23 protein-coding genes are annotated in these 25,358 nt (G+C 63.2%); all 23 read left to right on the plus strand.

Features of this window, described 5'->3' with window-relative positions; genetic code table 11:
• Window positions 1–246 precede the first annotated feature (246 nt).
• Complete coding sequence (locus tag PCA20602_RS12645) at window positions 247–1,098, plus strand: GntR family transcriptional regulator (protein ID WP_139133428.1); 852 nt, start codon at window positions 247–249, stop codon at window positions 1,096–1,098.
• Between the two features lie 232 nt (window positions 1,099–1,330).
• Complete coding sequence (sdhC, locus tag PCA20602_RS12650) at window positions 1,331–1,744, plus strand: succinate dehydrogenase, cytochrome b556 subunit (protein ID WP_069345078.1); 414 nt, start codon at window positions 1,331–1,333, stop codon at window positions 1,742–1,744.
• 1 nt (window position 1,745) lies between these two features.
• The gene (gene sdhD, locus PCA20602_RS12655) at window positions 1,746–2,111 is read left to right on the plus strand and encodes a succinate dehydrogenase, hydrophobic membrane anchor protein (RefSeq protein WP_069345079.1); all 366 of its coding nucleotides are present in this window, start codon (window positions 1,746–1,748) and stop codon (window positions 2,109–2,111) included.
• A gap of 3 nt (window positions 2,112–2,114) precedes the next feature.
• Complete coding sequence (gene sdhA, locus PCA20602_RS12660) at window positions 2,115–3,890, plus strand: succinate dehydrogenase flavoprotein subunit (protein ID WP_069345080.1); 1,776 nt, start codon at window positions 2,115–2,117, stop codon at window positions 3,888–3,890.
• Between the two features lie 12 nt (window positions 3,891–3,902).
• Window positions 3,903–4,607, plus strand: coding sequence for a succinate dehydrogenase iron-sulfur subunit (locus tag PCA20602_RS12665; protein ID WP_039368514.1), 705 nt, complete (start codon window positions 3,903–3,905; stop codon window positions 4,605–4,607).
• A 10-nt stretch (window positions 4,608–4,617) separates the two neighbouring features.
• On the plus strand, window positions 4,618–4,890 hold the full coding sequence (locus PCA20602_RS12670) for an FAD assembly factor SdhE (RefSeq protein WP_150619538.1): 273 nt from the start codon (window positions 4,618–4,620) through the stop codon (window positions 4,888–4,890).
• Between the two features lie 29 nt (window positions 4,891–4,919).
• Window positions 4,920–6,221, plus strand: a complete 1,302-nt coding sequence (gene gltA, locus PCA20602_RS12675) for a citrate synthase (RefSeq protein WP_150721527.1) — start codon at window positions 4,920–4,922, stop codon at window positions 6,219–6,221.
• Between the two features lie 284 nt (window positions 6,222–6,505).
• Window positions 6,506–7,915, plus strand: coding sequence for a 3-isopropylmalate dehydratase large subunit (leuC, locus tag PCA20602_RS12680; RefSeq protein ID WP_069345082.1), 1,410 nt, complete (start codon window positions 6,506–6,508; stop codon window positions 7,913–7,915).
• Between the two features lie 55 nt (window positions 7,916–7,970).
• Entirely contained in the window at window positions 7,971–8,099 is a 129-nt protein-coding gene (locus PCA20602_RS12685; RefSeq protein WP_023596599.1) for an entericidin A/B family lipoprotein, read from the plus strand.
• Between the two features lie 122 nt (window positions 8,100–8,221).
• Complete coding sequence (gene leuD / locus PCA20602_RS12690) at window positions 8,222–8,872, plus strand: 3-isopropylmalate dehydratase small subunit (protein ID WP_069345083.1); 651 nt, start codon at window positions 8,222–8,224, stop codon at window positions 8,870–8,872.
• Window positions 8,873–8,971: 99 nt separating this feature from the next.
• The gene (leuB, locus tag PCA20602_RS12695; protein WP_069345084.1) at window positions 8,972–10,039 is read left to right on the plus strand and encodes a 3-isopropylmalate dehydrogenase; all 1,068 of its coding nucleotides are present in this window, start codon (window positions 8,972–8,974) and stop codon (window positions 10,037–10,039) included.
• 60 nt (window positions 10,040–10,099) lie between these two features.
• Complete coding sequence (asd, locus tag PCA20602_RS12700; RefSeq protein WP_072617453.1) at window positions 10,100–11,230, plus strand: aspartate-semialdehyde dehydrogenase; 1,131 nt, start codon at window positions 10,100–10,102, stop codon at window positions 11,228–11,230.
• A gap of 200 nt (window positions 11,231–11,430) precedes the next feature.
• Window positions 11,431–14,388: a FimV/HubP family polar landmark protein gene (locus tag PCA20602_RS12705; protein WP_174981061.1), complete on the plus strand. Its 2,958-nt coding sequence runs from the start codon at window positions 11,431–11,433 to the stop codon at window positions 14,386–14,388.
• Window positions 14,389–14,588: 200 nt separating this feature from the next.
• A complete protein-coding gene (gene truA, locus PCA20602_RS12710) occupies window positions 14,589–15,389 on the plus strand; it encodes a tRNA pseudouridine(38-40) synthase TruA (RefSeq protein WP_150721529.1) in 801 nt (266 codons plus the stop codon).
• Window positions 15,386–16,045 (plus strand): phosphoribosylanthranilate isomerase, encoded by a 660-nt coding sequence (locus tag PCA20602_RS12715; RefSeq protein WP_150721530.1) that lies wholly within the window; start codon window positions 15,386–15,388, stop codon window positions 16,043–16,045. Before truA ends, PCA20602_RS12715 begins: the two co-directional genes overlap by 4 nt.
• A 59-nt stretch (window positions 16,046–16,104) precedes the next feature.
• Window positions 16,105–17,307, plus strand: coding sequence for a tryptophan synthase subunit beta (gene trpB / locus PCA20602_RS12720; protein WP_150721531.1), 1,203 nt, complete (start codon window positions 16,105–16,107; stop codon window positions 17,305–17,307).
• Window positions 17,308–17,381: 74 nt separating this feature from the next.
• Window positions 17,382–18,311: a DNA-methyltransferase gene (locus PCA20602_RS12725; RefSeq protein ID WP_242558755.1), complete on the plus strand. Its 930-nt coding sequence runs from the start codon at window positions 17,382–17,384 to the stop codon at window positions 18,309–18,311.
• The gene (trpA, locus tag PCA20602_RS12730) at window positions 18,265–19,089 is read left to right on the plus strand and encodes a tryptophan synthase subunit alpha (protein WP_150721532.1); all 825 of its coding nucleotides are present in this window, start codon (window positions 18,265–18,267) and stop codon (window positions 19,087–19,089) included. Before PCA20602_RS12725 ends, trpA begins: the two co-directional genes overlap by 47 nt.
• 194 nt (window positions 19,090–19,283) lie before the next feature.
• Window positions 19,284–20,159 (plus strand): acetyl-CoA carboxylase, carboxyltransferase subunit beta, encoded by an 876-nt coding sequence (gene accD / locus PCA20602_RS12735; protein WP_069345089.1) that lies wholly within the window; start codon window positions 19,284–19,286, stop codon window positions 20,157–20,159.
• Window positions 20,160–20,242: 83 nt separating this feature from the next.
• Complete coding sequence (folC, locus tag PCA20602_RS12740) at window positions 20,243–21,541, plus strand: bifunctional tetrahydrofolate synthase/dihydrofolate synthase (protein WP_150721533.1); 1,299 nt, start codon at window positions 20,243–20,245, stop codon at window positions 21,539–21,541.
• Between the two features lie 45 nt (window positions 21,542–21,586).
• Window positions 21,587–22,618: an SPOR domain-containing protein gene (locus tag PCA20602_RS12745; RefSeq protein WP_150721534.1), complete on the plus strand. Its 1,032-nt coding sequence runs from the start codon at window positions 21,587–21,589 to the stop codon at window positions 22,616–22,618.
• 1 nt (window position 22,619) lies between these two features.
• Window positions 22,620–23,564 carry a CvpA family protein gene (locus PCA20602_RS12750; RefSeq protein WP_150721535.1) on the plus strand — a complete coding sequence of 315 codons (945 nt, stop codon included), beginning with the start codon at window positions 22,620–22,622 and terminating at the stop codon, window positions 23,562–23,564.
• Between the two features lie 55 nt (window positions 23,565–23,619).
• Complete coding sequence (gene purF, locus PCA20602_RS12755; RefSeq protein WP_150721536.1) at window positions 23,620–25,140, plus strand: amidophosphoribosyltransferase; 1,521 nt, start codon at window positions 23,620–23,622, stop codon at window positions 25,138–25,140.
• Window positions 25,141–25,358 lie beyond the last annotated feature (218 nt).

Genomic DNA, 25,358 nt, shown 5'->3' on the forward strand with positions numbered 1-25,358 from the left:
TTCTAAAATTCCTTGACCTACGGAAGCTTGCGGGCTGCGCGGGGTGTACTGCGGTCGATATGTGCGAAGCACCGGTCTTTCTTATCTTATAAGATAGCCGTGCTGCAGCTGCAGGCCCCTGTTAGCCCGCGCCAGTGTAGGAGTCGCCACATCGAATGTCAACTCTATCTTATGTCTTATATAAGACATAGGATTATTGCTGTTATTCGATGGACGAAGGTCTTGATTTGTGGTCAAATCCCCGCCATGAATGCGAACGTTCGCGACACATCCAACACTACGCCGCCTGTCGACGCCCCGCAGCGATCGGACAGCGCGCGCGACGCCGTACCAGTGACTCAGGCCGCTCAGGCCTTGCAACAAGGTGCGGCTGCCGGAGCGTCGCCGACATTCAGCCCGCTGTATCAGCAGATCAAGGGGCTCATTACCCAGAGCCTGCAAGCCGGCGAATGGAAGCCCGGCGAAATCATTCCCAGCGAAGTCGATCTGGCCTCCCGTTACAAGGTGAGTCAGGGAACCGTGCGCAAGGCCATCGACGAACTGGCTGCCGAGAATCTGCTCGTGCGCCGTCAGGGCCGGGGCACCTTCGTGGCCACCCATCATGAGGACCGGGTGCAGTTCCGGTTCCTGCGTCTTGCGCCCGATTCGGGCGAACCCCATCACCCGCCCAGCCGCCTGATCGAGTGCCGCCGCATGCGTGCGCCGGCGGAAATCGCGCGTCAGCTCGATTTGCGCGCGGGCGATGGCGTGATCCTGATCCGTCGCATGATGGATTTCTCGGACCGTCCGACGGTGCTCGACGAAATCTGGTTGCCGGGTTCGCTGTTTCGCGGGCTGACCGCAGAAAGGCTCAATGAGTATAAAGGGCCGATGTACGGCCTGTTCGAAGACGAATTCGGTACGCGCATGATTCGCGCCGTGGAAAAAGTCCGCGCCGTGGCCGCAGACGACATGACCGCGGATCTGCTTAAAGTGCCGAAGGGATTCCCGTTGCTGAGTGTGGAGCGTGTGTCCTTCACCTACGGCGACAAACCGGTGGAAGTGCGCCGGGGTTGGTATGTCACCACCGAACATCATTATCAGAACGAACTGAGTTGATGCATGACATTGATTCTGTCGATGAATCTGATTTGAATTGGTATTGAGAGGGTAGGGAGACGTTCTCGGGAATGCGCCAGTGTCGTGGCTGGCAAGTCCCTGGGAGTCGAGGCTTGGGGGCGGCGTGTCGTGCGCCGTTGGCAGGAATTTCCGGAGCATTGGAACCGGTATGGTGCAACGCACTAGAATCGGCGCTAAAATCCGGGGCTGATGTAACTACATGGGGTCTAGCATGGCTGAAGTGGTAAAAAAAGAGCGGCCAGTCTACAGGAATATCGGTATCGGACAGATTGTCTCGTACCGTCTCCCGCCGGCTGGTATCGTTTCGATTCTGCACCGTATTAGCGGTGTCATCTTGTTCCTTCTGTTGCCGTTCGCGCTGTATTTGTTCGAACAGAGCCTCACGTCGGAACTGACCTTCGACACTCTGCGAAGCGTCGCCTCCAACTGGTTTGTCAAGCTCGTCATCCTGGCGTTGTCGTGGGGCTTCCTGCACCACTTCTGTGCCGGCGTGCGCCATCTGCGCATGGACTTCAATCACGACGCAGTGAGCAAGGAAGGCGGCAAGAATTCGGCTGTGGTCGTGCTGGCCGTGTCGCTGGTGCTGACGCTGGCCGTCGCCCTCAAGCTGTTCGGAGCGTTCTAAGATGGCACAGAACAATATCGGTTCCAAGCGCCTCGTCGTCGGCGCCCACTACGGCCTGCGCGACTGGATTGCGCAGCGCATGACCGCGGTCATCATGGCCGTGTACACCGTGATCCTGCTGGTGTGGTTCTTCACCGCCAAGGATTTCTCCTACGAAGGCTGGGCTGGCATCTTCTCGCATCAGTGGATGAAGCTGGCCACGTTCGTCACGCTGCTCGCGCTGTTCTATCACGCGTGGGTCGGTGTGCGCGACATCTGGATGGACTACGTCAAGCCCGTCGGTATCCGACTGGCGCTGTACGCGCTGACGATCGTCTGGCTGCTGGCTTGTGCCGGCTATGCCGCACAGATTCTGTGGAGAGTGTAAAGAATGGCTGCAATTAAAAATTCGCTGCCGCGCCGCCGCTTTGACGTTGTCATCGTGGGCGCAGGTGGTTCGGGCATGCGCGCTTCGCTGCAACTGGCCAAGGCCGGTCTGTCGGTGGCAGTGCTGTCCAAGGTGTTCCCCACCCGTTCGCATACCGTGGCCGCTCAGGGCGGCATTGGCGCTTCGCTCGGCAACATGAGCGAAGACAACTGGCATTACCACTTCTACGACACCATCAAGGGCTCCGACTGGCTCGGCGACCAGGATGCGATCGAGTTCATGTGCCGTCAGGCGCCGAACGCCGTCTACGAACTGGAACACTTCGGCATGCCGTTCGACCGTAACCCGGACGGCACGATTTACCAGCGTCCGTTCGGCGGTCACACGGCCAACTACGGCGAGAAGCCCGTTCAGCGCGCTTGCGCGGCTGCCGACCGTACCGGTCACGCGCTGCTGCACACGCTGTACCAGCAGAACGTCGCAGCCAAGACGCACTTCTTCGTGGAGTGGATGGCGCTCGATCTGATCCGCAACGAAGAGGGCGATGTCCTCGGCGTGTCGGCGCTGGAACTCGAAACCGGCGAAGTCTACCTGCTCGAAGGCAAGTGCACGCTGTTCGCGACCGGCGGTGCCGGCCGTGTGTACGCTGCATCGACCAACGCGTTCATCAACACCGGTGACGGTCTGGGCATGGCTGCGCGTGCAGGCATTCCGCTCGAAGACATGGAATTCTGGCAATTCCACCCGACCGGCGTGGCCGGCGCGGGCGTGCTGATCACCGAAGGCGTGCGCGGCGAGGGCGGTATTCTGCGTAACTCGAACGGCGAGCGTTTCATGGAGCGCTATGCCCCGACGCTGAAGGATCTGGCGCCGCGTGACTTCGTGTCGCGTTCGATGGACCAGGAAATCAAGGAAGGCCGTGGTTGCGGCCCGAACGGCGACTACGTGCTGCTCGATCTCTCGCACATCGGTGCCGAGACGATCATGAAGCGCCTGCCGTCGATTCGCGAAATCGCGCTGAAGTTCGCCAACGTCGACGCGATCAAGGAACCGATCCCCGTCGTGCCGACCATCCACTATCAGATGGGCGGTATTCCGACGAACTACAACGGTCAGGTCGTCCTGCAGAAGGACGGCTCGTCGGTGCCCGTCAACGGCTTCTACGCCGTGGGCGAGTGCTCGTGCGTGTCGGTCCACGGTGCCAACCGTCTGGGTACGAACTCGCTGCTCGACCTCGTGGTGTTCGGCCGTGCTGCGGGTAACCACATCGTCGACTTCGTCAAGAACCATGGTGACCACAAGCCGCTGCCCGCCGATGCCGGCGAGAACGCCCTGGCGCGTCTGGGTCGTCTGGAAGGCTCCAGCTCGGGCGAGTACGCCCAGGACATCGCCAACGACATCCGCGCGACGATGCAGAAGCACGCTGGCGTGTTCCGTACGTCGGACCTGCTCAAGGAAGGCGTGGACGAGATCAAGCAAGTGGCCGAGCGCGTGTCGCACGTCCACCTGAAGGACAAGTCGAAGGTGTTCAACACGGCGCGAATGGAAGCGCTGGAAGTCGACAACCTGATCGAAGTGGCCAAGGCCACCATGATCGCAGCCGAAGCCCGCAAGGAAAGCCGCGGCGCACACGCGCACAGCGATTATCCGGAGCGCGACGACGCCAACTGGATGCGCCACTCGCTGTTCTTCAGCGAAGGCAACCGTCTGGATTACAAGCCGGTGCAGATGAAGCCGCTGACCGTCGACTCGGTTCCGCCCAAGGCGCGGACGTTCTAAGGGATTCGCAAGATCATGAAACGCATTTTTGAAGTCTACCGCTACGATCCGGACAAGGACGCCGCACCGTACATGCAGACCTACGAGGTCGAACTCGACGGTCATGAGCGCATGCTGCTCGACGCCCTCGTCAAGCTCAAGAAGATCGACGAAGGTATCGCTTTCCGCCGCTCGTGCCGCGAAGGCGTGTGCGGTTCGGACGCGATGAACATCAACGGCAAGAACGGTCTGGCCTGCCTGACCAACATGAACGATCTGCCGAACAAGATCGTGCTCAAGCCGCTGCCGGGTCTGCCCGTCATTCGCGATCTGATCGTCGACATGACGCACTTCTTCAACCAGTACCACTCGATCAAGCCGTACCTGATCAACCCCGAGCCGGCACCGGAGAAGGAGCGTCTTCAGTCGCCCGAGCAACGTGATGAGCTCGATGGTCTGTACGAGTGTATTCTGTGCGCATCGTGCTCGACGTCGTGCCCGAGCTTCTGGTGGAACCCGGACAAGTTCGTCGGCCCGGCCGGTCTGCTCCAGGCTTACCGCTTCATCGCGGACAGCCGCGACACGGCGACCAGCGAGCGTCTGGATAACCTGGAAGATCCGTACCGCCTGTTCCGCTGCCACACGATCATGAACTGCGTGGATGTGTGCCCGAAGGGTCTGAACCCGACGAAAGCGATCGGCAAGATCAAGGAGCTGATGGTGCGTCGCGCCGTCTGATGCATTGATCATGCCGGATACCAATCACCAGTCCGATCCGGTAAAACGTGCCCGCCTGCGCTGGCGGGCACGCCGCGGTTTGCTGGAAAACGACCTCATTCTCGAACGATTCTTCGCCAGGTACGAAGCTTCGATGACCGACGAGGATGTGGGCGCCCTCACGAAATTGCTCGACTTGAGCGATAACGATTTGATGGATCTGCTGCTAGCGCGTAAAGAGCCCGAGGCGGATCTGGACGGGCCGGACGTGCGGCGCCTGCTGGCGCTTCTGCGTGCCGTGTAGGGGTTTTGGAATTTTTTTGAGGAAGCGATATGACTCCGTCTGATGTTAAAGCCACCCTATCTTTCTCTGACGATTCGCCCAGCGTAGAGCTGCCGATTTATCAGGGTACGATGGGCCCGGATGTGATTGACATCCGCAAGCTGTATGGCCAGACCGGCAAATTCACGTATGACCCCGGCTTCATGTCGACGGCGTCGTGCAATTCCGCCATCACCTACATCGATGGCGACAAGGGTGAGTTGCTGTACCGCGGCTACCCGATCGAGCAGCTGGCCACCCACTGCGACTTCCTCGAAACCTCGTATCTGCTGCTCAAGGGCGAGCTGCCGAACGCGGAGCAGAAGAAGGACTTCGTCGACACCGTGACCCGTCACACGATGGTTCACGAGCAGATGAACTTCTTCTTCCGTGGCTTCCGTCGCGACGCCCACCCGATGGCCGTGCTGACCGGTTCGGTCGGTGCCCTGTCGGCGTTCTACCACGACTCGCTGGACATCAATAATCCGAATCACCGCGAAGTGTCGGCGATTCGTCTGATCGCCAAGCTGCCGACGCTCGTCGCCATGGCGTACAAGTACAGCATCGGTCAGCCGTTCGTGTACCCGAGCAACGACCTGTCGTACAGCGCGAACTTCATGCGCATGATGTTCGCCAACCCGTGCGAAGAGTACAAGGTGAACGACGTGCTGGTGCGCGCGCTCGACCGTATCCTGATCCTGCACGCCGATCACGAACAGAACGCTTCGACGTCGACCGTCCGTCTGGCCGGCTCGTCGGGTGCGAACCCGTTCGCCTGTATCGCTGCCGGTATCGCATGTCTGTGGGGCCCGGCGCACGGTGGTGCGAACGAAGCCGCGCTGAACATGCTCGAGCAGATCGGTTCGCCGGACAAGATCCCCGAATTCATCAAGCAGGTGAAGGACAAGAACTCGGGCGTGAAGCTCATGGGCTTCGGTCACCGCGTGTACAAGAACTACGACCCGCGTGCCAAGCTGATGCGCGAGACGTGCTACGAAGTGCTCAACGAACTGGGTCTGCACGACGACCCGCTGTTCAAGCTCGCCATGCAGCTCGAGAAGATTGCACTGGAAGACGAATACTTCGTGTCGCGCAAGCTGTACCCGAACGTCGACTTCTACTCGGGTATCGTTCAGCGCGCACTGGGTATCCCGACCTCGATGTTCACCTGCATCTTCGCACTGGCCCGTACCGTGGGCTGGATCGCGCAGTGGAACGAAATGATCGGCGAACCGGACCAGAAGATCGGCCGTCCGCGTCAGCTGTTCATCGGCCACACGCCGCGCGAAGTCGCGACCATCGACAAGCGCTAAGCGTTGTCGAGGCGTCCGGCACGGCCCCCGCTTGCCGTGCCGGCACCGTAACCTTGCCGAAACGGCAAGGCGGTGCGCTCCGCAACGAGCCCTCGTTGCGCTATATTCGAATCCACGGCACAAGCTACCGTGATTCGCACAAATCCCCGGTTTATCGTGCGTTTACCGCCCGGTTTCCCGGGGATTTCGTATTCCGCCGGCGCGAAAGCGCTATGGCATAATCAAAAGTTCACAGAACAGTAGTTTTCGTTCCCAGAACCATATTCCGCCCCCGCGTTTTTATCATGGCCAAGACGCTGTATGACAAGTTGTGGGATGCACACGTCGTGCATACCGAGGACGATGGCACGACCGTGCTTTACATCGACCGTCACCTGTTGCACGAGGTGACCAGTCCGCAGGCGTTTGAGGGTCTAAAACTCGCGCAGCGGCCGGTCTGGCGCCTGTCCGCCAACCTCGCCGTGTCGGACCACAATGTGCCGACCACGGACCGTACGCAAGGCATTGCCGATCCGGTGTCGCGCCTGCAAGTCGATACGCTCGACTCGAACTGCGACAGCTTCGGCATTACCCAATTCAAGATGAACGACGTCCGTCAGGGCATCGTGCACGTGATCGGCCCGGAGCAGGGCGCCACGTTGCCGGGCATGACGGTGGTGTGCGGTGACTCGCACACGTCGACGCACGGCGCCTTTGGGGCGCTGGCGTTCGGTATCGGTACGTCGGAAGTCGAGCACACGCTCGCGACGCAGACCTTGCTCATGAAGAAGAGCAAGAACATGCTCGTGAAGGTCGAAGGCACGCTGCCGCGTGGATGCTCCGCGAAGGACATCGTGCTGGCCGTCATCGGCCGCATCGGTACCGCAGGCGGTACCGGTTACACGATCGAGTTTGCCGGCTCGGCCATTCGTTCGCTGACGATGGAAGGCCGCATGACCGTGTGCAACATGGCGATCGAAGCCGGTGCGCGTGCCGGTCTGGTTGCCGTCGACGACACGACGATCAACTACGTCAAGGGCCGTCCGTTTGCCCCGTCCGGCGTGGAATTCCAGCAGGCTGAAGCCTACTGGCGCACGTTCCACACCGACGCCGGTGCCGCGTTCGATCACGTGGTCGAAATCGACGCGAACACGCTGCGCCCGCAGGTGAGCTGGGGCACGTCGCCGGAAATGGTGGTGAGCATCGAAGATCGCGTGCCGGACCCCGAGAAGGAAAAAGATCCGGTCAAGCGCAGCGCCATGGAGCGCGCGCTGGAGTATATGGCGCTCACGCCGGACACCCCGATGGCGAGCATCAACGTCGACAAGGTGTTCATCGGTTCGTGCACCAACTCGCGCATCGAAGACATTCGCGCGGCAGCCTATGTCGTGAAGAAGCTCGGTCGACGTGTCGCGTCGAACGTGCGTCTGGCGATGGTCGTGCCGGGTTCAGGGCTGGTGAAGCAGCAGGCCGAGCAGGAGGGTCTGGATGAGGTCTTCAAGGCCGCCGGCTTCGAATGGCGTGAACCGGGCTGCTCGATGTGTCTGGCGATGAATGCCGACCGTCTGGAGTCGGGCGAGCGTTGTGCCTCGACCTCGAACCGCAACTTCGAAGGCCGTCAGGGCGCAGGCGGGCGTACCCACCTGGTGAGCCCGGCGATGGCGGCAGCGGCTGCCATCGAAGGTCATTTCGTGGACGTGCGACGTCTCGTCTGACGCGCACGCATCGATTTATCCGTCGTTTGACAATTTCTTTGACAGAGAAAAGACCATGAAGAAACTGTGGATGCTGATCGGTGCGGTGCTGCTGTTGGGCGTAGCAGGTTGCAACACGATGGCGGGCCTCGGCAAGGATACGCAAGCCGCTGGCTCGGCCCTCGAGAACGCCGCGAAGAAGTGATGCGATGGTGCGCTTTGCACGGGCGGGATGCCCGGCGCGCGCACCTTTGAGATTCCCGGTTTTGACGGCCATGTCCCGAAGTGGCGGGCCGTAACCGAACTGTTTTGATCAGGTGGTTCGTGATGGAAAAATTTACCGTCCATACGGGGTTGGTGGCACCGCTGGATCGCGAAAACGTCGATACCGACGCGATCATCCCCAAGCAATTCCTGAAGTCGATCAAGCGCACGGGCTTCGGCCCGAACCTGTTCGACGAGTGGCGTTATCTCGACGTGGGGCAACCGGGGCAGGATTGCAGCACGCGTCCGCTCAACCCGAACTTCGTGCTGAACCAGCCGCGCTATCAGGGCGCGACCGTGCTGCTCGCACGCAAGAACTTCGGCTGCGGCAGCTCGCGTGAGCACGCGCCGTGGGCGTTGCAGCAATACGGCTTCCGCGCCGTGATTGCGCCGAGTTTTGCCGACATCTTCTTCAATAACTGCTACAAGAACGGGCTGCTGCCGATCGCGCTGTCCGAGATGCAGGTCGATCACCTGTTCAACGACACGTTTGCGTTCAACGGCTATCAGCTGACCATCGATCTGGACAAGCAGGCGGTGATCACGTCGGACGGCCGCGCGTATGAGTTCGACATCGCCCCGTTCCGCAAGTATTGCCTGACGAACGGTTTCGACGATATCGGCCTTACGCTGCGTCACGCCGACAAGATTCGCGCCTATGAAGCTGAGCGGATCGCCAAGCAACCGTGGCTCGCAACGCGCTTGCCGGGCTGATTCCATGTGCTGGGCGCACCGGGTGACCGAGTGCGCCGCGTGTATTGAAGGTGCTTGCGCGTTCGTTGAGAGGGCGTCAGGTACATCCAAGGAGATTGCATGAAAATCGCTGTGTTGCCGGGTGACGGCATTGGTCCGGAAATCGTGACGGAAGCCGTCAATGTGCTCAACGCCCTTGGCGAGAAGTTCGAACTGGAAGAGGCGCCGGTGGGTGGCGCTGGCTACGAGGCTGCGGGTCATCCACTGCCGGACGCTACGCTCAAGCTGGCCAAGGAAGCGGACGCCATTCTGTTCGGCGCCGTGGGTGACTGGAAGTACGATTCGCTCGAGCGCGCGCTGCGTCCCGAGCAGGCGATTCTGGGGCTGCGCAAGCATCTGCAACTGTTCGCCAACTTCCGTCCGGCCATTCTGTACAAGGAACTGGCAGATGCGTCGAGCCTGAAGCCGGAAATCGTGGCAGGGCTGGATATCCTGATCATTCGCGAGCTGAACGGCGACATTTATTTCGGTCAGCCGAAGGGCTTCCGTCAATCGCCGGACGGGGCTTTCGAAGGTGCGCGCGAAGGTTTTGATACCATGCGCTATAGCGTGCCCGAAGTGGAGCGTATCGCGCACGTGGCATTTCAGGCGGCGGCCAAGCGCGACAAGCGTCTTTGCTCGGTCGACAAGGCCAATGTGCTGGAGACGTCGCAGCTGTGGCGCGACACGATGATCGAGGTCGCGAAGCAGTATCCGGACGTCGAGCTCTCGCACATGTATGTCGATAATGCCGCGATGCAGCTGGTCAAGGCACCTAAGAACTTCGATGTGGTGGTGACGGGTAACATGTTCGGCGATATCCTGTCGGACGAGGCCGCGATGCTCACGGGTTCGATCGGCATGCTGCCGTCGGCATCGCTCGATGCCAACAACAAGGGGTTGTACGAGCCGTCGCACGGTTCGGCGCCCGATATTGCCGGTAAGGGCGTGGCCAATCCGTTGGCGACGATCCTGTCGGCTGCCATGATGCTGCGTTACACGCTGGGCCGTGCCGAGCAGGCCGACCGCGTGGAGAATGCAGTGAAGAAGGTGCTGGCGCAGGGGTTGCGCACGCCCGATATCTGGCAGGAAGGCGCGACCAAGGTCGGTACGCGCGAAATGGGTGCGGCAGTGGTGGCCGCACTATAACGTTGACGGGGCGTCGTGAGACGCCCCTCGGCGCAATTGCAACGATAAGAGAGTGGATAAATGAAAACCGTAGGTCTGGTAGGTTGGCGGGGCATGGTCGGTTCGGTTCTGATGCAGCGTATGCAGCAGGAGAACGACTTTGCCTTGATCGAGCCGGTGTTTTTCAGCACCAGCAACGCGGGCGGCAAAGCCCCGTCGATGGCGAAGAACGAGACTTCGCTGAAAGACGCCAATGATGTCAACGAGCTGAAAAAATGCGACATCATCATTACCTGCCAGGGCGGTGACTACACGACAGAGATCTTCCCGAAGCTGCGTGCTGCGGGTTGGAACGGTTACTGGGTCGACGCAGCATCGACGCTGCGCATGAAGGATGACGCGATCATCGTTCTGGATCCGGTCAACCTCGACGTCATCAAGAACGCGCTAACCAAGGGCACGAAGAACTTCGTCGGCGGCAACTGCACGGTGAGCTGCATGCTGATGGGTCTGGGCGGTCTGTTCCAGCATGGTCTGGTGGACTGGCTGACGTCGATGACGTATCAGGCAGCGTCGGGTGGCGGCGCGCAGCATATGCGCGAGCTGCTCACGCAGTTCGGCACGATCAACGCGGAAGTCAAGGCGCTGCTCGACGATCCGCACTCGGCCATTCTCGAGATCGACCGCAAGGTGCTCGCCAAGCAGCACGCGCTGACGGCCGACGAAACCAAGCAGTTTGGTGTGCCGCTGGGCGGCAACCTGATTCCCTGGATCGACAAGGACCTGGGCAACGGTCAGTCGAAGGAAGAGTGGAAGGGCGGTGCCGAGACCAACAAGATTCTGGGTCTGGGCGATGGTTTCCCGGGCACGCGCGCCATTCCGGTCGACGGTCTGTGCGTGCGTATCGGCGCCATGCGTTGCCACAGCCAGGCGCTGACCATCAAGCTTACGAAAGATGTGCCGTTAGACGAACTGACCGACATCATCGGCCAGGCGAACGACTGGGTGAAGGTGGTGCCGAACACGCGCGAAGCGTCGATGACTGATTTGACGCCTGCGGCCGTGACCGGCACGATGACGATCCCGGTGGGTCGCTTGCGCAAGATGTCGATGGGTCCTGAGTACCTGTCGGCATTTACGGTGGGCGATCAACTGTTGTGGGGCGCGGCAGAACCGCTGCGTCGCATGCTGCGGATCCTGCTCGACGCTTGAGCGTTGCAGCGTATCGGTAGTGCGTGAAGAACGGCGGCCCGCGAGGCCGCCGTCCGCGCTTTGGGAGGCCCTCCAATTCGTTGGGGGCGCCAGTGACAAACGACTGACAGGCTAGACAAGACACAGTGCGGAAATACTCGACCGGCAAGCGCGCAAATTCGTCCCGTAGTTCGTTTCGCTTGAGTGCGGCAGCGGCTGTCTTGTGGAGCCTCGGGCTTCTCAACGCCGGGGCCGCCGAGTTCGGTCCGCAACAGGTGCGCTCGGGTCCGGGCCAGCCGTTGCGTGCCGTGATCGTGCTGGGCAACGTGTCGCAGGCCGAGGCCGACGGACTGTCGGTGAAGCTCGCGCCGCGTGAGGCGTTCAAACAAGCGGGGCTGCGCTACGACCCGACGCTCGAGAAGCTCTCCGTGTCGGTCACACCGACGGGTGGGCGCGAAGCCGGGTACAGCGGCACGTATCTCGTGCACGTCGACTCGGCGGAGCCGGTCAGCACGTCCTTCCTCGATTTGTTGCTGGTGCTCGAATGGCGCACGGGCCGTCAGTCCAACGCCGTGACGTTGTCGGCGATTCCCGAAGCCAGCGCGGCACAGCCGCAGGCCGTGGTGCCTGCCGCTGCGACCCAGTCGTCGGCATCCCCGGCCCCGGCTACCGCACCGGCGCCTGCGCCCGCGTCGACGCCCGCAGCTACCACCCAAACGGGCGGCGCTTCGGTCGGGAGTGCGGCGTCGGGTGATGACACGCACAAGGTCGGTCGGGGCGATTCGCTGTCGTCTATCGCCCGGGAGTACACGGGTGGAGAGGGCGGCACGACGCTGGCGCAGATGATGACCGCGTTGTTCGAGTCGAACCGCTCGGCATTCATTGGCAACGATCCCAATCGGCTGCGTCTTGGGGCGACGTTGAATCGTCCCGCCGATGCGCAGGTGCAGAATATTCCTCCCGCGCAGGCACGCAAGTTCGTGTCGGCGGCGCGGGAACAGTTTGATGCGTATCGCGCGCGGCTGGCCGAATCGACGGCGCAGCAGGCAGCACCGGCCGGTGGCCGCAGTGCACAGGGCGCGATCGAAGCGGGCAAGGCACCGGAAGCTGCGGCTCCCGCCACGCGCGATGAATTGAAGCTGTCTCGACCCGGCAAGGGTGGGGCGGCCGGTTCGGCCGGTCGTTCCAGTGGCAGCGAAGAAGAGCAAATCGCCCAGGGCAAGGCACAGACCGAGGCCCAGGGCAGGGTGAATGAGTTGCAGAAGAACGTAGCAGATCTCCAGAAGCTGTTGGCGATGAAGAATCAGGCCGTCGCTAATCTGGAGCAGCAGGCCGCCACCGCTTCCGGGGCGACTGCGCAAGAGAAGACGGCGAAACCCGCCGATAGCAAGACGACCGCGCCGGTAGGCGCCGTAGCGAACAAGCCGGCGACGGCCGATGCCAAACCGGCCGAAGCGGCTGATGCGGCTTCGGCGGCGTCGGCTGACGCGAATGCTTCCGCCGCGACCGCAGCTGCGTCGGCCAGCGAGGCCGCAGCAGCCGCCGCATCTGCGGCAACGGCGGCAAGCGCTCCGGCGGCCGATACGAAGGCCGATGCGAAGCCGGTGCCGAATGCTGCGATGAACTGGCGCGCAGTGACGCAGAATCCTTACGTGCTGCCGGGCGCAGGCGCGCTGGTGGTGTTGCTCGGCCTGTGGTGGCTGATGCGACGTCGTCGTGCCGAGCCGTCGGCCGGGCAGCCGGGGCCGTATGACGATGGCCGCGATGGCCACGACGGCAGCGACCATCCCGTCGCACCGCAGGCGGCCGCGCAAGCGGATGCTCCGGTATCGTCCGGCGTGGCGGCTGCCGCAGGCGTTGCAGCGGCTGGCGCAGCAGGGGCTGCGGCCATGTACGCGGCCAATCAGGCGGAAGCCGACGAACACCTGCACCCGGAAGCCGAGGCGACCTGGCCCGCGCCGGAGGGCGAAGTCCCCGCCGCGACCGACGCCACGACGAACGAACTCGATGCATGGGATGCCGCGCAAGATGACGTGACCGATGAGTTGGCTGCCAGCGCGCAAGCCGACGCGTCGCCGATCGCCTCAGAAGCCTTCGATGTGCCCGCTGAGCCGCTGATGGATGAGGCGTCGCACGCAGCGCAGGATGTGCCTGCCGAGGCCGCCAGCGAGCCGGAAATCGATTGGGATGCCGCGTTCGCGGAGCAAGCGGGCGAGGTCGCGGCTGCGCCGCAGGACGATCCGGCGCAAGCCACGCTCACGTCGCTCGAAGCGCTGGGTGCTGCGGCTGCCATCGGTGGCGTGGCCGTAGCAGCGCCGTCGCCATCCGAACCGGAACCGGCGCAAGCGCCCGCATCGGAGGCCGACCAGGACACGACGCCGGATGGTGGTGTGGCAGGCATGCTCGGCGACCTCGATCTGGGCATTCCAGGCCAGCCGGCGAACGTCGGCACGATTTCGAGCGATGCGCTGCCGTCGTTGAGCAAAGGCATCGGTTCGGTGCAGTTCACGATGGCGCCTCCGGGCGATCCGCGTCTCGAACAGGCGCGCGGCGCGGATTCCGGCGATATGGCCGATGACATGTCCGATCTGGCCGACGATCTCGATGGCGAGTTGAGCGACGCCGATTTCGACGCCGCGATGAAACAGGCTGAGCAGGCCGCCAGCGCGCCGGAAGCGCCGCGCAGCTACACCGATTCGGCGCATGAAGCGCCGTCGCTGCGTCCGCTGTCGTTCGACCTGTCGGATTTCAGTCTGGATTTGAAGGGGGACGACGCTGCGGCAGCCCCGGCTGCACCGGCATTCGTCACCGCGCCGACGTTGCCCGAAGCGCTCGGCGAGGAAGCGCTGGTCGAGCACGAAGCACTGGCAGCCCCCGTGCCGCAGACGCCTTACGCCGAGGCGCCGGCAACGCCGCAGGAACCGCAGGTCGTGGCGCCCGACGCCGTTGCCCTGGAGCCGGTAGCGTCCGCGCCGACGTCGAACGCTCAGCCGATCGAGCCGCGCGCCGCAGAGCCGGGCGTGCCGGACGAGTTCCACACGAAGCTCGAACTCGCCACGGCGTACCAGACCATCGGCGACGACGAGGGTGCGCGTGAATTGCTCGAAGAGGTGATCGCCGGTGGCGATGCGGCGCAGCAATCCATCGCGCGGGCACGACTGGCCGAACTTGGGAAGTAACGCGCAGCGGCACTGGTGTTCGCGGCGTGATATCGCGCCGTGCGATGCGGTGTCCCGCGCAGCCGCCGGATCGGATTCACCTCGGATGGGCGCGCCGGCTGCGCACGAATCGAGTCGGGTTCACCCGTTACGGCCCGTACAGAACTGATTGACCGTAGTTTGGGGCGCTCGTTGGTTGAGCGCCCATTTTTCTTTTTCATATGCGAATCGCACTGGGCATCCATTACGACGGCACGGCGTTCTCCGGCTGGCAATCGCAGCCGCACGGCAACACCGTGCAGCAGGCGCTCGAAACCGCATTGCGCGAATTCGGCGGCGTTGCGCTGCCCACGACCGTAGCGGGCCGCACCGATACCGGCGTGCACGGCATCGGTCAGGTGGTGCATTTCGATACCGGCCTGGACCGGGCGATGTTCTCGTGGGTGCGAGGCGTCAACGCGTTCCTGCCCAAGACGGTCGCCGTGCAATGGGCGCAAGCCATGCCGGACGACTTTCACGCGCGCTTCGCCGCCTACGAGCGCACGTACTTCTACGTGCTGTACGCCAATCCGGTGCGCTCGCCGCTGCTGCACGGCCGCACGGGATGGCTCCACACGCCGCTCGATCTGGAAGCCATGCGCACCGCCAGTCAGGTGCTCGTGGGCGAGCATGACTTTTCGGCGTTCCGTTCGTCCGAGTGTCAGGCGAAGACGCCCGTGAAGCACCTCTATGCCATCGACATCGAGCAGCAGGGCGATTTCTTCCTCTTCCGCTTCCGCGCAAGTGCCTTCTTGCATCACATGGTGCGCAACATCATGGGATGTCTGGTGTCGATCGGGCGGGGACGCCAGCCGGCGAGCTGGATGACGCACGTGCTCGCCAGCGGCGACCGCCGTCAGGCCGCCCCGACGTTCATGCCCGACGGCCTCTATCTCGCTCGCGTGGGGTATCCTGAGTCATTCCAGGTGCCGGAGCCCAACTGGGCTGCCTGGCCGTTCCCGATGCCGTGGGCAAGTTCATGAAATCTCGTACGCGTATCAAGATTTGCGGCCTTTCGCAGCCCGCCGACATCGATCATGCGGTGGCGCTCGGTGTCGACGCCATCGGTCTCGTCTTCTATCCGCCGAGCCCGCGCTACGTCGACCTGACGCGCGCCGCGGAACTGGCCCGCCGGGTACCGCCGTACGTCAGCGTCGTGGGCCTGTTCGTCAACGCCGGCGCCGATGACATCGCGCGCGCCGTCGACGCCGTGCCGCTCACCACACTCCAGTTTCATGGGGACGAAACCCCCGAGCAGTGCGCCGCGTTGTCGGCCGCAGCAGGGAACCGTCCGTATATGCGCGCTATGCGTATCGGCCCGGAGACGAAAGACAGCGGCGATTTGCTACAATTCGCCAATGCATACACCGCCGCGCAAGGGATCTTGCTCGACGCTCTGGTCGAGGGCTATGGCGGTGGAGGAAAGGTTTTCGATTGGTCACTTATTCCAAAAGACATCGCGCGTCGGGCCGTTTTGAGTGGTGGCTTGAACGCACACAACGTTGCTGATGCCATCCGTCGGGTGACGCCTTATGCCGTCGATGTATCGAGCGGTGTCGAGGCGTCGCGGGGCGTGAAGGATCACGCCCGCATGACGGCGTTCGTGCAAGCGGTTCTGGCAGCCGACGCCGAAAGCTAATGCAACCCGCCGGGGCGGCCGCAAGGGCCGCGCACCCGGTAACGCGAAGAGTGACGACCATGTACGATTTACCTGACGCCCGCGGCCATTTCGGCCAGTACGGCGGTGTCTTTGTGGCCGAGACGCTGATTCACGCGCTCGATGAACTGCGTGAGGCTTATGCCAAGTGTCAGCAGGATGCGGCCTTTCTCGAAGAATTCCATTACGAACTGAAGCACTACGTCGGCCGTCCGTCGCCGATCTATCACGCCAAGCGCTGGAGCCAGGAACTGGGCGGCGCGCAGGTCTACCTCAAGCGCGAAGACCTGAACCACACGGGCGCGCACAAGGTGAACAACGTGATCGGTCAGGCGCTGCTCGCGCGTCGCATGGGCAAGCGCCGTGTGATCGCCGAGACCGGCGCCGGTCAGCACGGCGTGGCCACCGCGACCATCGCTGCGCGTTTCGGCATGGAGTGCGTGGTGTACATGGGCTCGGAAGACGTCAAGCGTCAGGCCGCCAACGTGTACCGCATGCAATTGCTCGGCGCGACCGTCGTGCCGGTGGAGTCCGGCTCCAAGACGCTCAAGGATGCGCTCAACGAAGCCATGCGCGACTGGGTGACGAACGTCGAAAGCACGTTCTACATCATCGGCACCGTGGCCGGCCCGCATCCGTATCCGATGCTCGTGCGCGACTTCCAGAGCGTGATCGGGGAAGAGTGCAAGGTGCAGATGCCGGAACTGGCCGGCCGTCAGCCGGATTACGTGCTGGCCTGCGTGGGCGGCGGTTCGAACGCGATGGGCATTTTCTATCCGTACATCGATGTGCCGGACGTGAAGCTCATCGGCGTGGAAGCGGCGGGTGACGGCATCGAGACGGGCCGTCATGCGGCGTCGATCATCGGTGGCACGCCCGGCGTGCTGCACGGCAACCGCACGTATTTGCTTCAGGACGCCAACGGGCAGATCACCGAGACGCATTCGATCTCGGCAGGCCTGGACTACCCGGGTGTCGGACCTGAGCATGCGTGGTTGCATGACATCAAGCGCGCCGAGTACGTGGGCATTACCGACAAGGAAGCCCTGCGTGCGTTCCACGACTGCTGCCGGATCGAGGGCATCATCCCGGCACTGGAGTCGAGCCATGCGCTCGCTTATGCGTGCAAGCTGGCGCCGACGCTGCCGAAGGATCAGATCGTTCTGGTCAATCTTTCGGGGCGCGGCGACAAGGACATGCACACCGTGATGGCGCTGGCGAAGCCGGCACCGGAAGGCGCATAAGTCGCATTCGTCGACGACCACCGATCCCAAGCACCCGACCAAGCACCTGAGCGGTGAAGGACAACAGAACCAGCATGACCGATCTGACTGATCGCAAGGCGCGCCGCGACGTCCCCGGGACCGAGCGTCCCGTGGATGCCACCGAAGCCGCCGCCGCGCGTCTCGAGGCCCTGGAAGCGGCCGGCGAGTTGCGCGCGCGATGGGCGCCGGGCGACATCACGTTACGTCATGCGGACTTTCTGCAACATCTGCACGAACTGGAAGACGGTAGCGTCGACCTGATCCTTGCCGACCCGCCCTATGGGCTCGGCAAGGATTACGGCAACGACTCCGACAAACGTTCCGGCGAGGATTTTCTCGGCTGGACGTACGGGTGGCTCGAAGCGGCGATTCCGAAGCTCGCGCCGCGCGGCTCGCTCTACCTGTTCTGCACGTGGCAGTACGCCCCGGAACTGTTCGTCTTTCTTAAGCAGCGCATGTTGATGATCAACGAGATCATCTGGGATCGCCGCGTGCCCAGCATGGGCGGCAGTACGCGGCGGTTCTCGTCCGTGCACGACAACATCGGCTTTTTCGCGGTTTCGAAGGACTATTACTTCGACCTCGATGCCGTGCGCGTGCCGTACGACGCCGCCACGAAGAAGGCGCGCTCGCGCCGTATCTTCGAAGGCAGTAAATGGCTGGAGCTGGGGTACAACCCCAAGGATCTGTGGTCGATTTCGCGATTGCACCGGCAAGACCCCGAACGGGTCGACCATCCGACGCAAAAACCGCTGCATATCATTGAGCGCATGGTGCTGGCCAGTTGCCCGCCCGGCGGTCTCGTGCTCGACCCTTTCATGGGCAGCGGCACGACTGCCGTGGCTTGCGCGCTGCACGGCCGGCGTTTCGTCGGCTATGAGCTGAACGCGCACTACCACGCGCTCGCCAACCAACGACTTCAGAGACTTTCCGATCATGTCCCGCATTCAAGCGACGTTCCAAGCCTTGCAAGCGCAGGGTAAAAAAGGCCTCATCCCGTTTATCACCGCCGGCGATCCCGAGCCGGGCTGGACGGTAAAGCTCATGCACGCGCTGGCCGACAACGGCGCCGACGTCATCGAACTCGGCGTGCCGTTCTCCGACCCGATGGCCGACGGGCCCGTCATTCAGCGTGCCTCCGAGCGCGCGCTCGCCCGGGGCGTGAGCCTCGCCGAAGTGCTCGGCTACGCGGCCGCGTTCCGTCAGACCAATGACCGTACGCCGGTCGTGCTGATGGGCTACGCGAACCCGATCGAAGCGATGGGGCTCGACGCCTTCGCCGAGCGTGCCGCCAAAGCCGGCGTGGACGGCGTGCTCGTCGTCGATTACCCGCCCGAAGAGGCCGAAGCCTTTGCCGGCGCCGTGCGTGCGCACGCCATCGATCCGATCTTCCTGCTCGCGCCCACGTCGACCGACGCCCGGATTGCGGCGGTGGCGCGTCAGGCGAGCGGCTATCTGTATTACGTCTCCCTGAAGGGGGTGACGGGCGCCGCCAGTCTGGATACGGCCAGCGTGGCCGCGAAGATCCCCCAGATCAAGGCGGAGGCAGACCTGCCGGTCGGCGTGGGTTTCGGTATTCGCGACGCCGAAACGGCCCGCGCGGTGGCGAATGTGGCCGATGCCGTGGTGATCGGCAGCGCCATCGTCCAGTTGCTGGAAAACACGCCGCGTGATCTGGAGGGCCAGAACGCGGTAAAATCGCTGGCTGAATTTATCGGCGGTATCCGTCAGGCGCTCGACTCGGGCGCCAAAACGGCGTAAATTCGCGGCAGAAATTTGCCGGGAGGCGGGAAGGTACTGACGGGGTGTCGGTGCCGCCCGCAGTGGGATCGGCTGGATTGTCCGCTTTACCGCCCGATAAAACGCTGAATTGAAACGATCGTATTACACGGTCGCCGTGAACCCCCGAAAGCGCCCGCTGCCACAACGTAGCGGGCGTTTCGCAAGGAGTAACTATGAGCTGGCTCGATAAGCTGCTGCCCCCCAAGATCAAGCAAACCGATCCGACGCAGCGCAACAAGAGCATCCCGGAAGGGCTGTGGATCAAGTGCCCGTCGTGCGAGGCCGTGCTGTATCGCGCCGACGTGGAGGCGAATCTGCACGTCTGTCCGAAGTGTGACCATCACATGCGCATCGGCGCGCGCGCGCGTCTGGACTCGCTGCTCGACTCGGAAGGCCGTTATGAACTCGGTCAGGAAATCGTCCCCGTCGACGCGCTGAAGTTCAAGGACAGCCGCAAGTACCCGGATCGCATCAAGGAAGCGATGGACGACACCGGCGAAACCGACGCGATGGTGGTGATGGGCGGTGCGATCCACACGCTGCCGGTCGTGGTGGCCTGCTTCGAGTTCTCGTTCATGGGCGGCTCGATGGGTTCGGTGGTCGGCGAGCGTTTCGTGCGCGGCGCGCAGAATGCGCTGGAGCAGGGCGTGCCGTTCATCTGTGTGACCGCTTCGGGCGGTGCGCGTATGCAGGAAAGCCTGCTCTCGCTCATGCAGATGGCAAAGACCACGGCCATGCTCACCAAGCTGGCCAACGCCAAGCTGCCGTTCATCTCCGTGCTGACCGACCCGACGATGGGCGGTGTATCGGCCAGCTTCGCTTTCCTCGGCGACGTAGTGATTGCGGAACCGAAGGCGCTGATCGGCTTCGCCGGCCCGCGCGTGATCGAACAGACCGTGCGTGAGAAGCTGCCGGAAGGCTTCCAGCGTTCGGAGTTCCTGTTGCAGAAGGGCGCGATCGACATGATCGTCGACCGTCGCAAGCTGCGTGAAGAAATCGCCCGCCTGATCGCCCTGATGCAGTGTCAGCCGGCAGACGCCGTCGCGTAAGTCGAGCGGATCCAACGCATCGAACGCAATAGAAAGCGCGGACGTTAGAGACGTCCGCGTTTTTGTTTTTCTGCCCGCATACCATGCCGACATACTCCACCCTCGACGCCTGGCTCGCCCATCTGGAAACCGCTCACCCTGTGGGCATCGATATGGGACTCGCGCGCATTGGCCGCGTGAAAGACGCCCTCGGTCTGACATTCCCCTGCCCCGTCTTCACGGTCGGCGGCACGAACGGCAAGGGCTCGACCTGCGCCATCATCGAAGCGATTCTGCTGTCCGCCGGTTACCGCGTGGGTTGCCACACGTCGCCGCATCTGATCTCGTTCAACGAACGTGCACGCCTCAACGGCGAAATCGTCGACGATGCCACGCTGCTGCCGCATTTCGAAGCGGTCGAGAAGGCGCGCACTAGCTTCGACGAACCGGTCTCCCTCACGTATTTCGAGTTCACCACGCTCGCGATCATGCATATGTTCGCCACGGCGGGGCTTGATGCCGTGATTCTGGAAGTGGGGCTGGGCGGGCGTCTGGACGCCGTGAACATCGTCGATGCGGATTGCGCCGTCATCACGAGCATCGACATCGATCACCAGCAGTATCTCGGCGATACGCGCGAGGCGATCGCCACCGAGAAGGCGGGCATCTTCCGTCCGGGCAAGCCTGCGGTCTGTGGCGATCCGATGCCGCCGGCCACGTTGATCTCGGAGGCCGAGCGTATCGGCGCCGACCTGTGGCTGTTCGGGCGTGACTTCAACTATCAGGGCGACAAGCAGCAGTGGAGCTATGGCGGGCGCCAGATGCGTCGTCCGGCGCTTGCGTACCCGGCGCTGCGTGGCGCCAACCAGTTGCTCAACGCCTCGGCGGCGCTCGCCGCGCTCGAATCGATGCGCGACGTGCTGCCGGTGTCGGCGCAGGATATCCGTCTGGGATTGGCGTCCGTCGAGTTGCCGGGGCGTTTTCAGGTGCTGCCGGGGCGTCCCGCCGTGGTGCTCGACGTGGCGCACAATCCGCACGCCGCGGCAGCGCTCGGCCACAATCTCGACGGGATGGGCTTCTTCCCGTACACGTACGCCGTGTTCGGCGCGATGGCCGACAAGGACATCGAAGGCGTGCTGCGCCACCTCGTCGACAAGGTCGATCACTGGCGTCTGTGCGCGCTGCCGACCGAGCGTGCCGCGAGTCCGGCGCTGCTCGAAGAGAAGCTGCGTGCCGTCGGATTCGTCGAAGATGCCGATCATTCGATGGAAACCTTCGAATCGCCTGAGAAAGCTTACGCCGCCGCGCTCGAGCAGTGCGGCGAGAATGATAGAATTGTGGTTTTTGGATCGTTCTTTACAGTGGCGGGCGTGATGTCGCACCGCAAGTTGCAGCGCCACTGAGGTGTGTCGACGCGTATGTCGTGACATTTGCTTACGAGAAATGTCATGCGCAGCACGCACAAGATGCGCGATGATCAATCCAACGACGCAAGTTTCGACCTGAGCCAAGGGCCTATGGGATTGTTTTCCTTCCGCAAGAAAGACGCCGAAGCCGTTCCCCCGAAGCGCGGTAGCCGCAGGAGCGGCCGCACCGGCACCCGTACGGCGGGAGGAGGGGGCGAGTACAGCGAGCACGAGCAACTCGACCCGCTGCTGCCCGAAAAGCAACGCGCGCGCCGCCGCCTGGTCGGCGCGCTTGCGCTGGTGCTTGCGGCCGTCATCATTTTGCCGATGGTGCTGGCGCCCGAGCCAAAACCGACGGCTGACGACATCGCCATCCAGATCCCCGGTAAGGATGCCAACTCGCCGCCTGTGCGCGTGAAGCCTCAGACTGCGGCGACTGCACCATCGGATGCGTCGCTCGACAAGGGCGAGGAAGCCATCGACAGCAGCACGCTCGCGGCGTCGTCCAAGCCCGCGCCGGCACCGACGGCCGTGCCGCCGTCGGCCAGCGTCGCCCCGACGCCGTCCCCCGCGCCGAGCGCCGTGCCTGAGCCGCAAGTCGCGCAAGCGAAGCCCGAGGTGAAGCCGGAAGCCAAGCCCGAGGTCAAGAAGCCGGAGCAGCACGCCGACGCCAAGCCGGCAGCCAAACCGGAGTCGCACGACGCCGCCAAGGCACCGGCCAAGCCGCAGCAGCCGAACAACAACGTGGCGGATCCGATCGCGCAGTTCGCGCAGAACAATGCCACGGCCAAACCCGCCGCCAAGCCGGACACGCACGATACCGCGCAGAAACCGGCCTCGAATGGCAAGTATCTGGTTCGCATCGGGGCCTTCTCGACGCAGGACCGGGCACAGGCGTGGCTCGTCAAGCTCAAGCTGGTGAACGTGCCGAGCTACATGGTCAAGAGCACCGTTGATGGCCGCGAGTTGTACCTGTTGCGGGCAGGCCCGTTCCCGGATCGTACGGCAGCGGAAGCCGCCGGCAAGAAGATTCGCGACGCCGGACTGACGGCGCAGGTCGCCGAGGCAGGCTGATTTGGGCGATACGGTGCATAGCGGTCTGTTGACCGTAGTGGATTACGCGGCCATCGCCATTCTGCTCGGTTCGATGTTGCTGGGCATGTTGCGCGGCCTGGTTCGCGAGTTGTTCAATCTGGTGGGCTGGGTCGTGGCGTTCTTCGTGGCGCGCGCCGTCGGCCCGGCCGTGGCGCACTGGCTGCCTGCCGACCTTCCCGGCGGCGAACTGACGCAAGGTGCGCTGGGCTTCCTGCTGGTGCTGGTGGCGGTGGTGTTCGGCGCGGGAATCGTCAGTGCGCTGGTGGGGCGTATGACCGATATGATCGGCCTGCGTCCGGCCGATCGCGGGCTGGGCATGTTATTCGGCATCGTTCGCGGCATTCTGCTCTTGATGTTGTTGATGGTCGCCGCCAAGTTAACGGCATTGCCGCAACAACCGGTCTGGCAACAGTCGCTGACGCGGCCATGGGTCGAGGCGGGGCTGGATCGGCTGACGCCGTACCTGCCGGAGGCAGTGCAGCATTACTTGCGCAAGCCAGAGACGGTCGTGCCGAACGTCAATCCGATGGGAACGACGATTCCCTTGCCACAATTGGAACCCTATCGCGGCGGCCAGAATGGTCAGGGCGGGCAGGGCGGTCAGTCGGGCGACGGTGCACAGCGTCCTTCCGGCGGCCAGAGCGGTGCGGCAAGCGGTATCGTCAACGACGTGACGAACGAAGTGAAGAACGGCGCGGCGCAAGCCGTTTCGACGCGGTTGTCGAACCTCATGGGTGGCGCGCTTCGCGACACCAGCGGTACGGCGCTGTCCGGCGCGGGGCTGAATGCCCAGGGGACGGGGGACGCGGCCAACGCCCAGCAGGGCTGGGGCATGCGCAGCGGTGGCGTAGGGGGATCGGGCGGCTCGGCAGCCCCCGGCGGAACGCCCACGCCGTCGACCGGCCTGCACAAGGTTTCCGAATGACGGATAATACTGTCCGTTTGACGCAGATTTCGATGTTTTTTGAAGGATTCATGCCATGTGTGGCATCGTCGGTGTAGTCTCCAAATCCCCGGTCAACCAGTTCATTTACGATAGCTTGCTGCTTTTGCAGCACCGCGGCCAGGACGCCGCCGGTATCGCAACGACGGATGGCCAGTCCTTCTACATGCACAAGGGCAACGGCATGGTGCGCGACGTGTTCCGCACGCGCAACATGCGCGATTTGCCGGGCACAGTCGGTATCGGCCAGGTGCGCTACCCGACGGCAGGTTCGTCGAGCGCCGCACAGGCCCAGCCGTTCTACGTGAACGCGCCGTACGGCATCGTGCTTGCCCACAACGGCAACCTGACGAACTGGGAACAGCTCAAGGACGAGATGTTCCGCGTCGACCGTCGTCACATCAACACCACCTCCGACTCGGAAGTCCTGCTCAACGTGCTCGCGCATGAGTTGCAGGAAAGCTCGCGCGACGGCTTGTCCGTCGAGTCGCTGTTCCAGGCCGTGAGCAAGGTGCACAACCGTCTGCGCGGCTCGTACGCCATCGTCTCCATCATCTCCGGCTTCGGCCTGCTCGCCTTCCGCGATCCGAACGGTATCCGCCCGCTGTGCATCGGCCGCTCCGAAGGTCCGAACGGCACGGAGTGGATGGTGGCGTCGGAGTCGGTGGCACTCGAAGGCATGGGCTTCGCGTTCGAGCGTGACGTCAAGCCGGGCGAGGCGATCTTTATCAGCAACGACGGCGAACTGACGTCGAAGCAATGCTCGGCATCGTCGTCGATGCATCCGTGCATTTTCGAGCTGGTGTATCTGGCGCGTCCGGACTCGGTGCTCGATGGCGTGCCGGTCTACGACGCCCGTCTGCGCATGGGCGACTACCTCGCCGAGAAGATTCGTCGCGAAATCGACTACAAGGACATCGACGTCGTCATGCCGATTCCGGACTCCAGCCGTCCGGCCGCCATGCAGGTCGCCAAGCGTCTCGGTCTGAACTATCGCGAAGGCTTCTTCAAGAACCGTTACGTCGGCCGTACCTTCATCATGCCCGGTCAGGCGATGCGCAAGAAGTCGGTGCGCCAGAAGCTCAACGCCATGCGCGTGGAGTTCAAGGACAAGAACGTGCTGATCGTCGACGACTCGATCGTGCGCGGCACGACCAGCCAGGAAATCGTGCAGATGGCGCGTGACGCCGGCGCCCGCAAGGTGATCTTCGCCTCGGCGGCACCGCCCGTGAAGTTCCCGAACGTGTACGGCATCGACATGCCCACGCGCAGCGAACTGGTCGCGCACGATCGCAGCGATGAGGAAGTGGCGCGCATCATCGGCGCCGACGAACTGATCTATCAGGACGTCGAAGACATGAAGGCTGCCGTGCGCGACATCAACCCGGCGCTCTCCGACTTCGATGCTTCGTGCTTCGACGGTAACTACATCACGGGCGATGTCACGCCGGAGTACCTCAATCGTCTGGAGCAGCAACGCAAGGCGCCGAAGGCGCCGGTCGTGGAGTCCAGCGAAGGCGATGAAAACGAACCGCGCGGCGCGCAACTGGGCCTCTGAGCCTGGTGCAACCGGTGCAATGATGACCGGAAGTCCCCACGGATCGGGGCTGCCGGGCGGGGCGGCGGAGTTTTTCCGTCCTCGCCCGCAACGTGCTACACTGCTTCTCACGTCGATTTGATTTCAGCTTGCGGACGTGGGGGAATATCCCCGAAACAGCTAAAGCGAGGCCTAGACAGATGGATTTCGAGCCCGTTTTGCTGACAAGCGAAACGGGC

Origin of the sequence: Pandoraea capi (genome assembly GCF_902459735.1) — a bacterium.
Lineage (GTDB): Bacteria > Pseudomonadota > Gammaproteobacteria > Burkholderiales > Burkholderiaceae > Pandoraea > Pandoraea capi.

Coding starts and splice junctions, on each gene's coding strand:
- sdhA (WP_069345080.1), top strand. CDS start 2,115: ATGGCTGCAATTAAAAATTCGCTGCCGCGCCGCCGCTTTGACGTTGTC.
- accD (WP_069345089.1), top strand. CDS start 19,284: ATGAGCTGGCTCGATAAGCTGCTGCCCCCCAAGATCAAGCAAACCGAT.
- truA (WP_150721529.1), top strand. CDS start 14,589: ATGCGAATCGCACTGGGCATCCATTACGACGGCACGGCGTTCTCCGGC.
- gltA (WP_150721527.1), top strand. CDS start 4,920: ATGACTCCGTCTGATGTTAAAGCCACCCTATCTTTCTCTGACGATTCG.
- leuC (WP_069345082.1), top strand. CDS start 6,506: ATGGCCAAGACGCTGTATGACAAGTTGTGGGATGCACACGTCGTGCAT.
- PCA20602_RS12725 (WP_242558755.1), top strand. CDS start 17,382: ATGACCGATCTGACTGATCGCAAGGCGCGCCGCGACGTCCCCGGGACC.
- PCA20602_RS12645 (WP_139133428.1), top strand. CDS start 247: ATGAATGCGAACGTTCGCGACACATCCAACACTACGCCGCCTGTCGAC.
- leuB (WP_069345084.1), top strand. CDS start 8,972: ATGAAAATCGCTGTGTTGCCGGGTGACGGCATTGGTCCGGAAATCGTG.
- PCA20602_RS12715 (WP_150721530.1), top strand. CDS start 15,386: ATGAAATCTCGTACGCGTATCAAGATTTGCGGCCTTTCGCAGCCCGCC.
- trpB (WP_150721531.1), top strand. CDS start 16,105: ATGTACGATTTACCTGACGCCCGCGGCCATTTCGGCCAGTACGGCGGT.
- sdhC (WP_069345078.1), top strand. CDS start 1,331: ATGGCTGAAGTGGTAAAAAAAGAGCGGCCAGTCTACAGGAATATCGGT.
- folC (WP_150721533.1), top strand. CDS start 20,243: ATGCCGACATACTCCACCCTCGACGCCTGGCTCGCCCATCTGGAAACC.
- purF (WP_150721536.1), top strand. CDS start 23,620: ATGTGTGGCATCGTCGGTGTAGTCTCCAAATCCCCGGTCAACCAGTTC.
- PCA20602_RS12745 (WP_150721534.1), top strand. CDS start 21,587: ATGCGCAGCACGCACAAGATGCGCGATGATCAATCCAACGACGCAAGT.
- asd (WP_072617453.1), top strand. CDS start 10,100: ATGAAAACCGTAGGTCTGGTAGGTTGGCGGGGCATGGTCGGTTCGGTT.
- PCA20602_RS12685 (WP_023596599.1), top strand. CDS start 7,971: ATGAAGAAACTGTGGATGCTGATCGGTGCGGTGCTGCTGTTGGGCGTA.
- trpA (WP_150721532.1), top strand. CDS start 18,265: ATGTCCCGCATTCAAGCGACGTTCCAAGCCTTGCAAGCGCAGGGTAAA.
- PCA20602_RS12670 (WP_150619538.1), top strand. CDS start 4,618: ATGCCGGATACCAATCACCAGTCCGATCCGGTAAAACGTGCCCGCCTG.
- sdhD (WP_069345079.1), top strand. CDS start 1,746: ATGGCACAGAACAATATCGGTTCCAAGCGCCTCGTCGTCGGCGCCCAC.
- leuD (WP_069345083.1), top strand. CDS start 8,222: ATGGAAAAATTTACCGTCCATACGGGGTTGGTGGCACCGCTGGATCGC.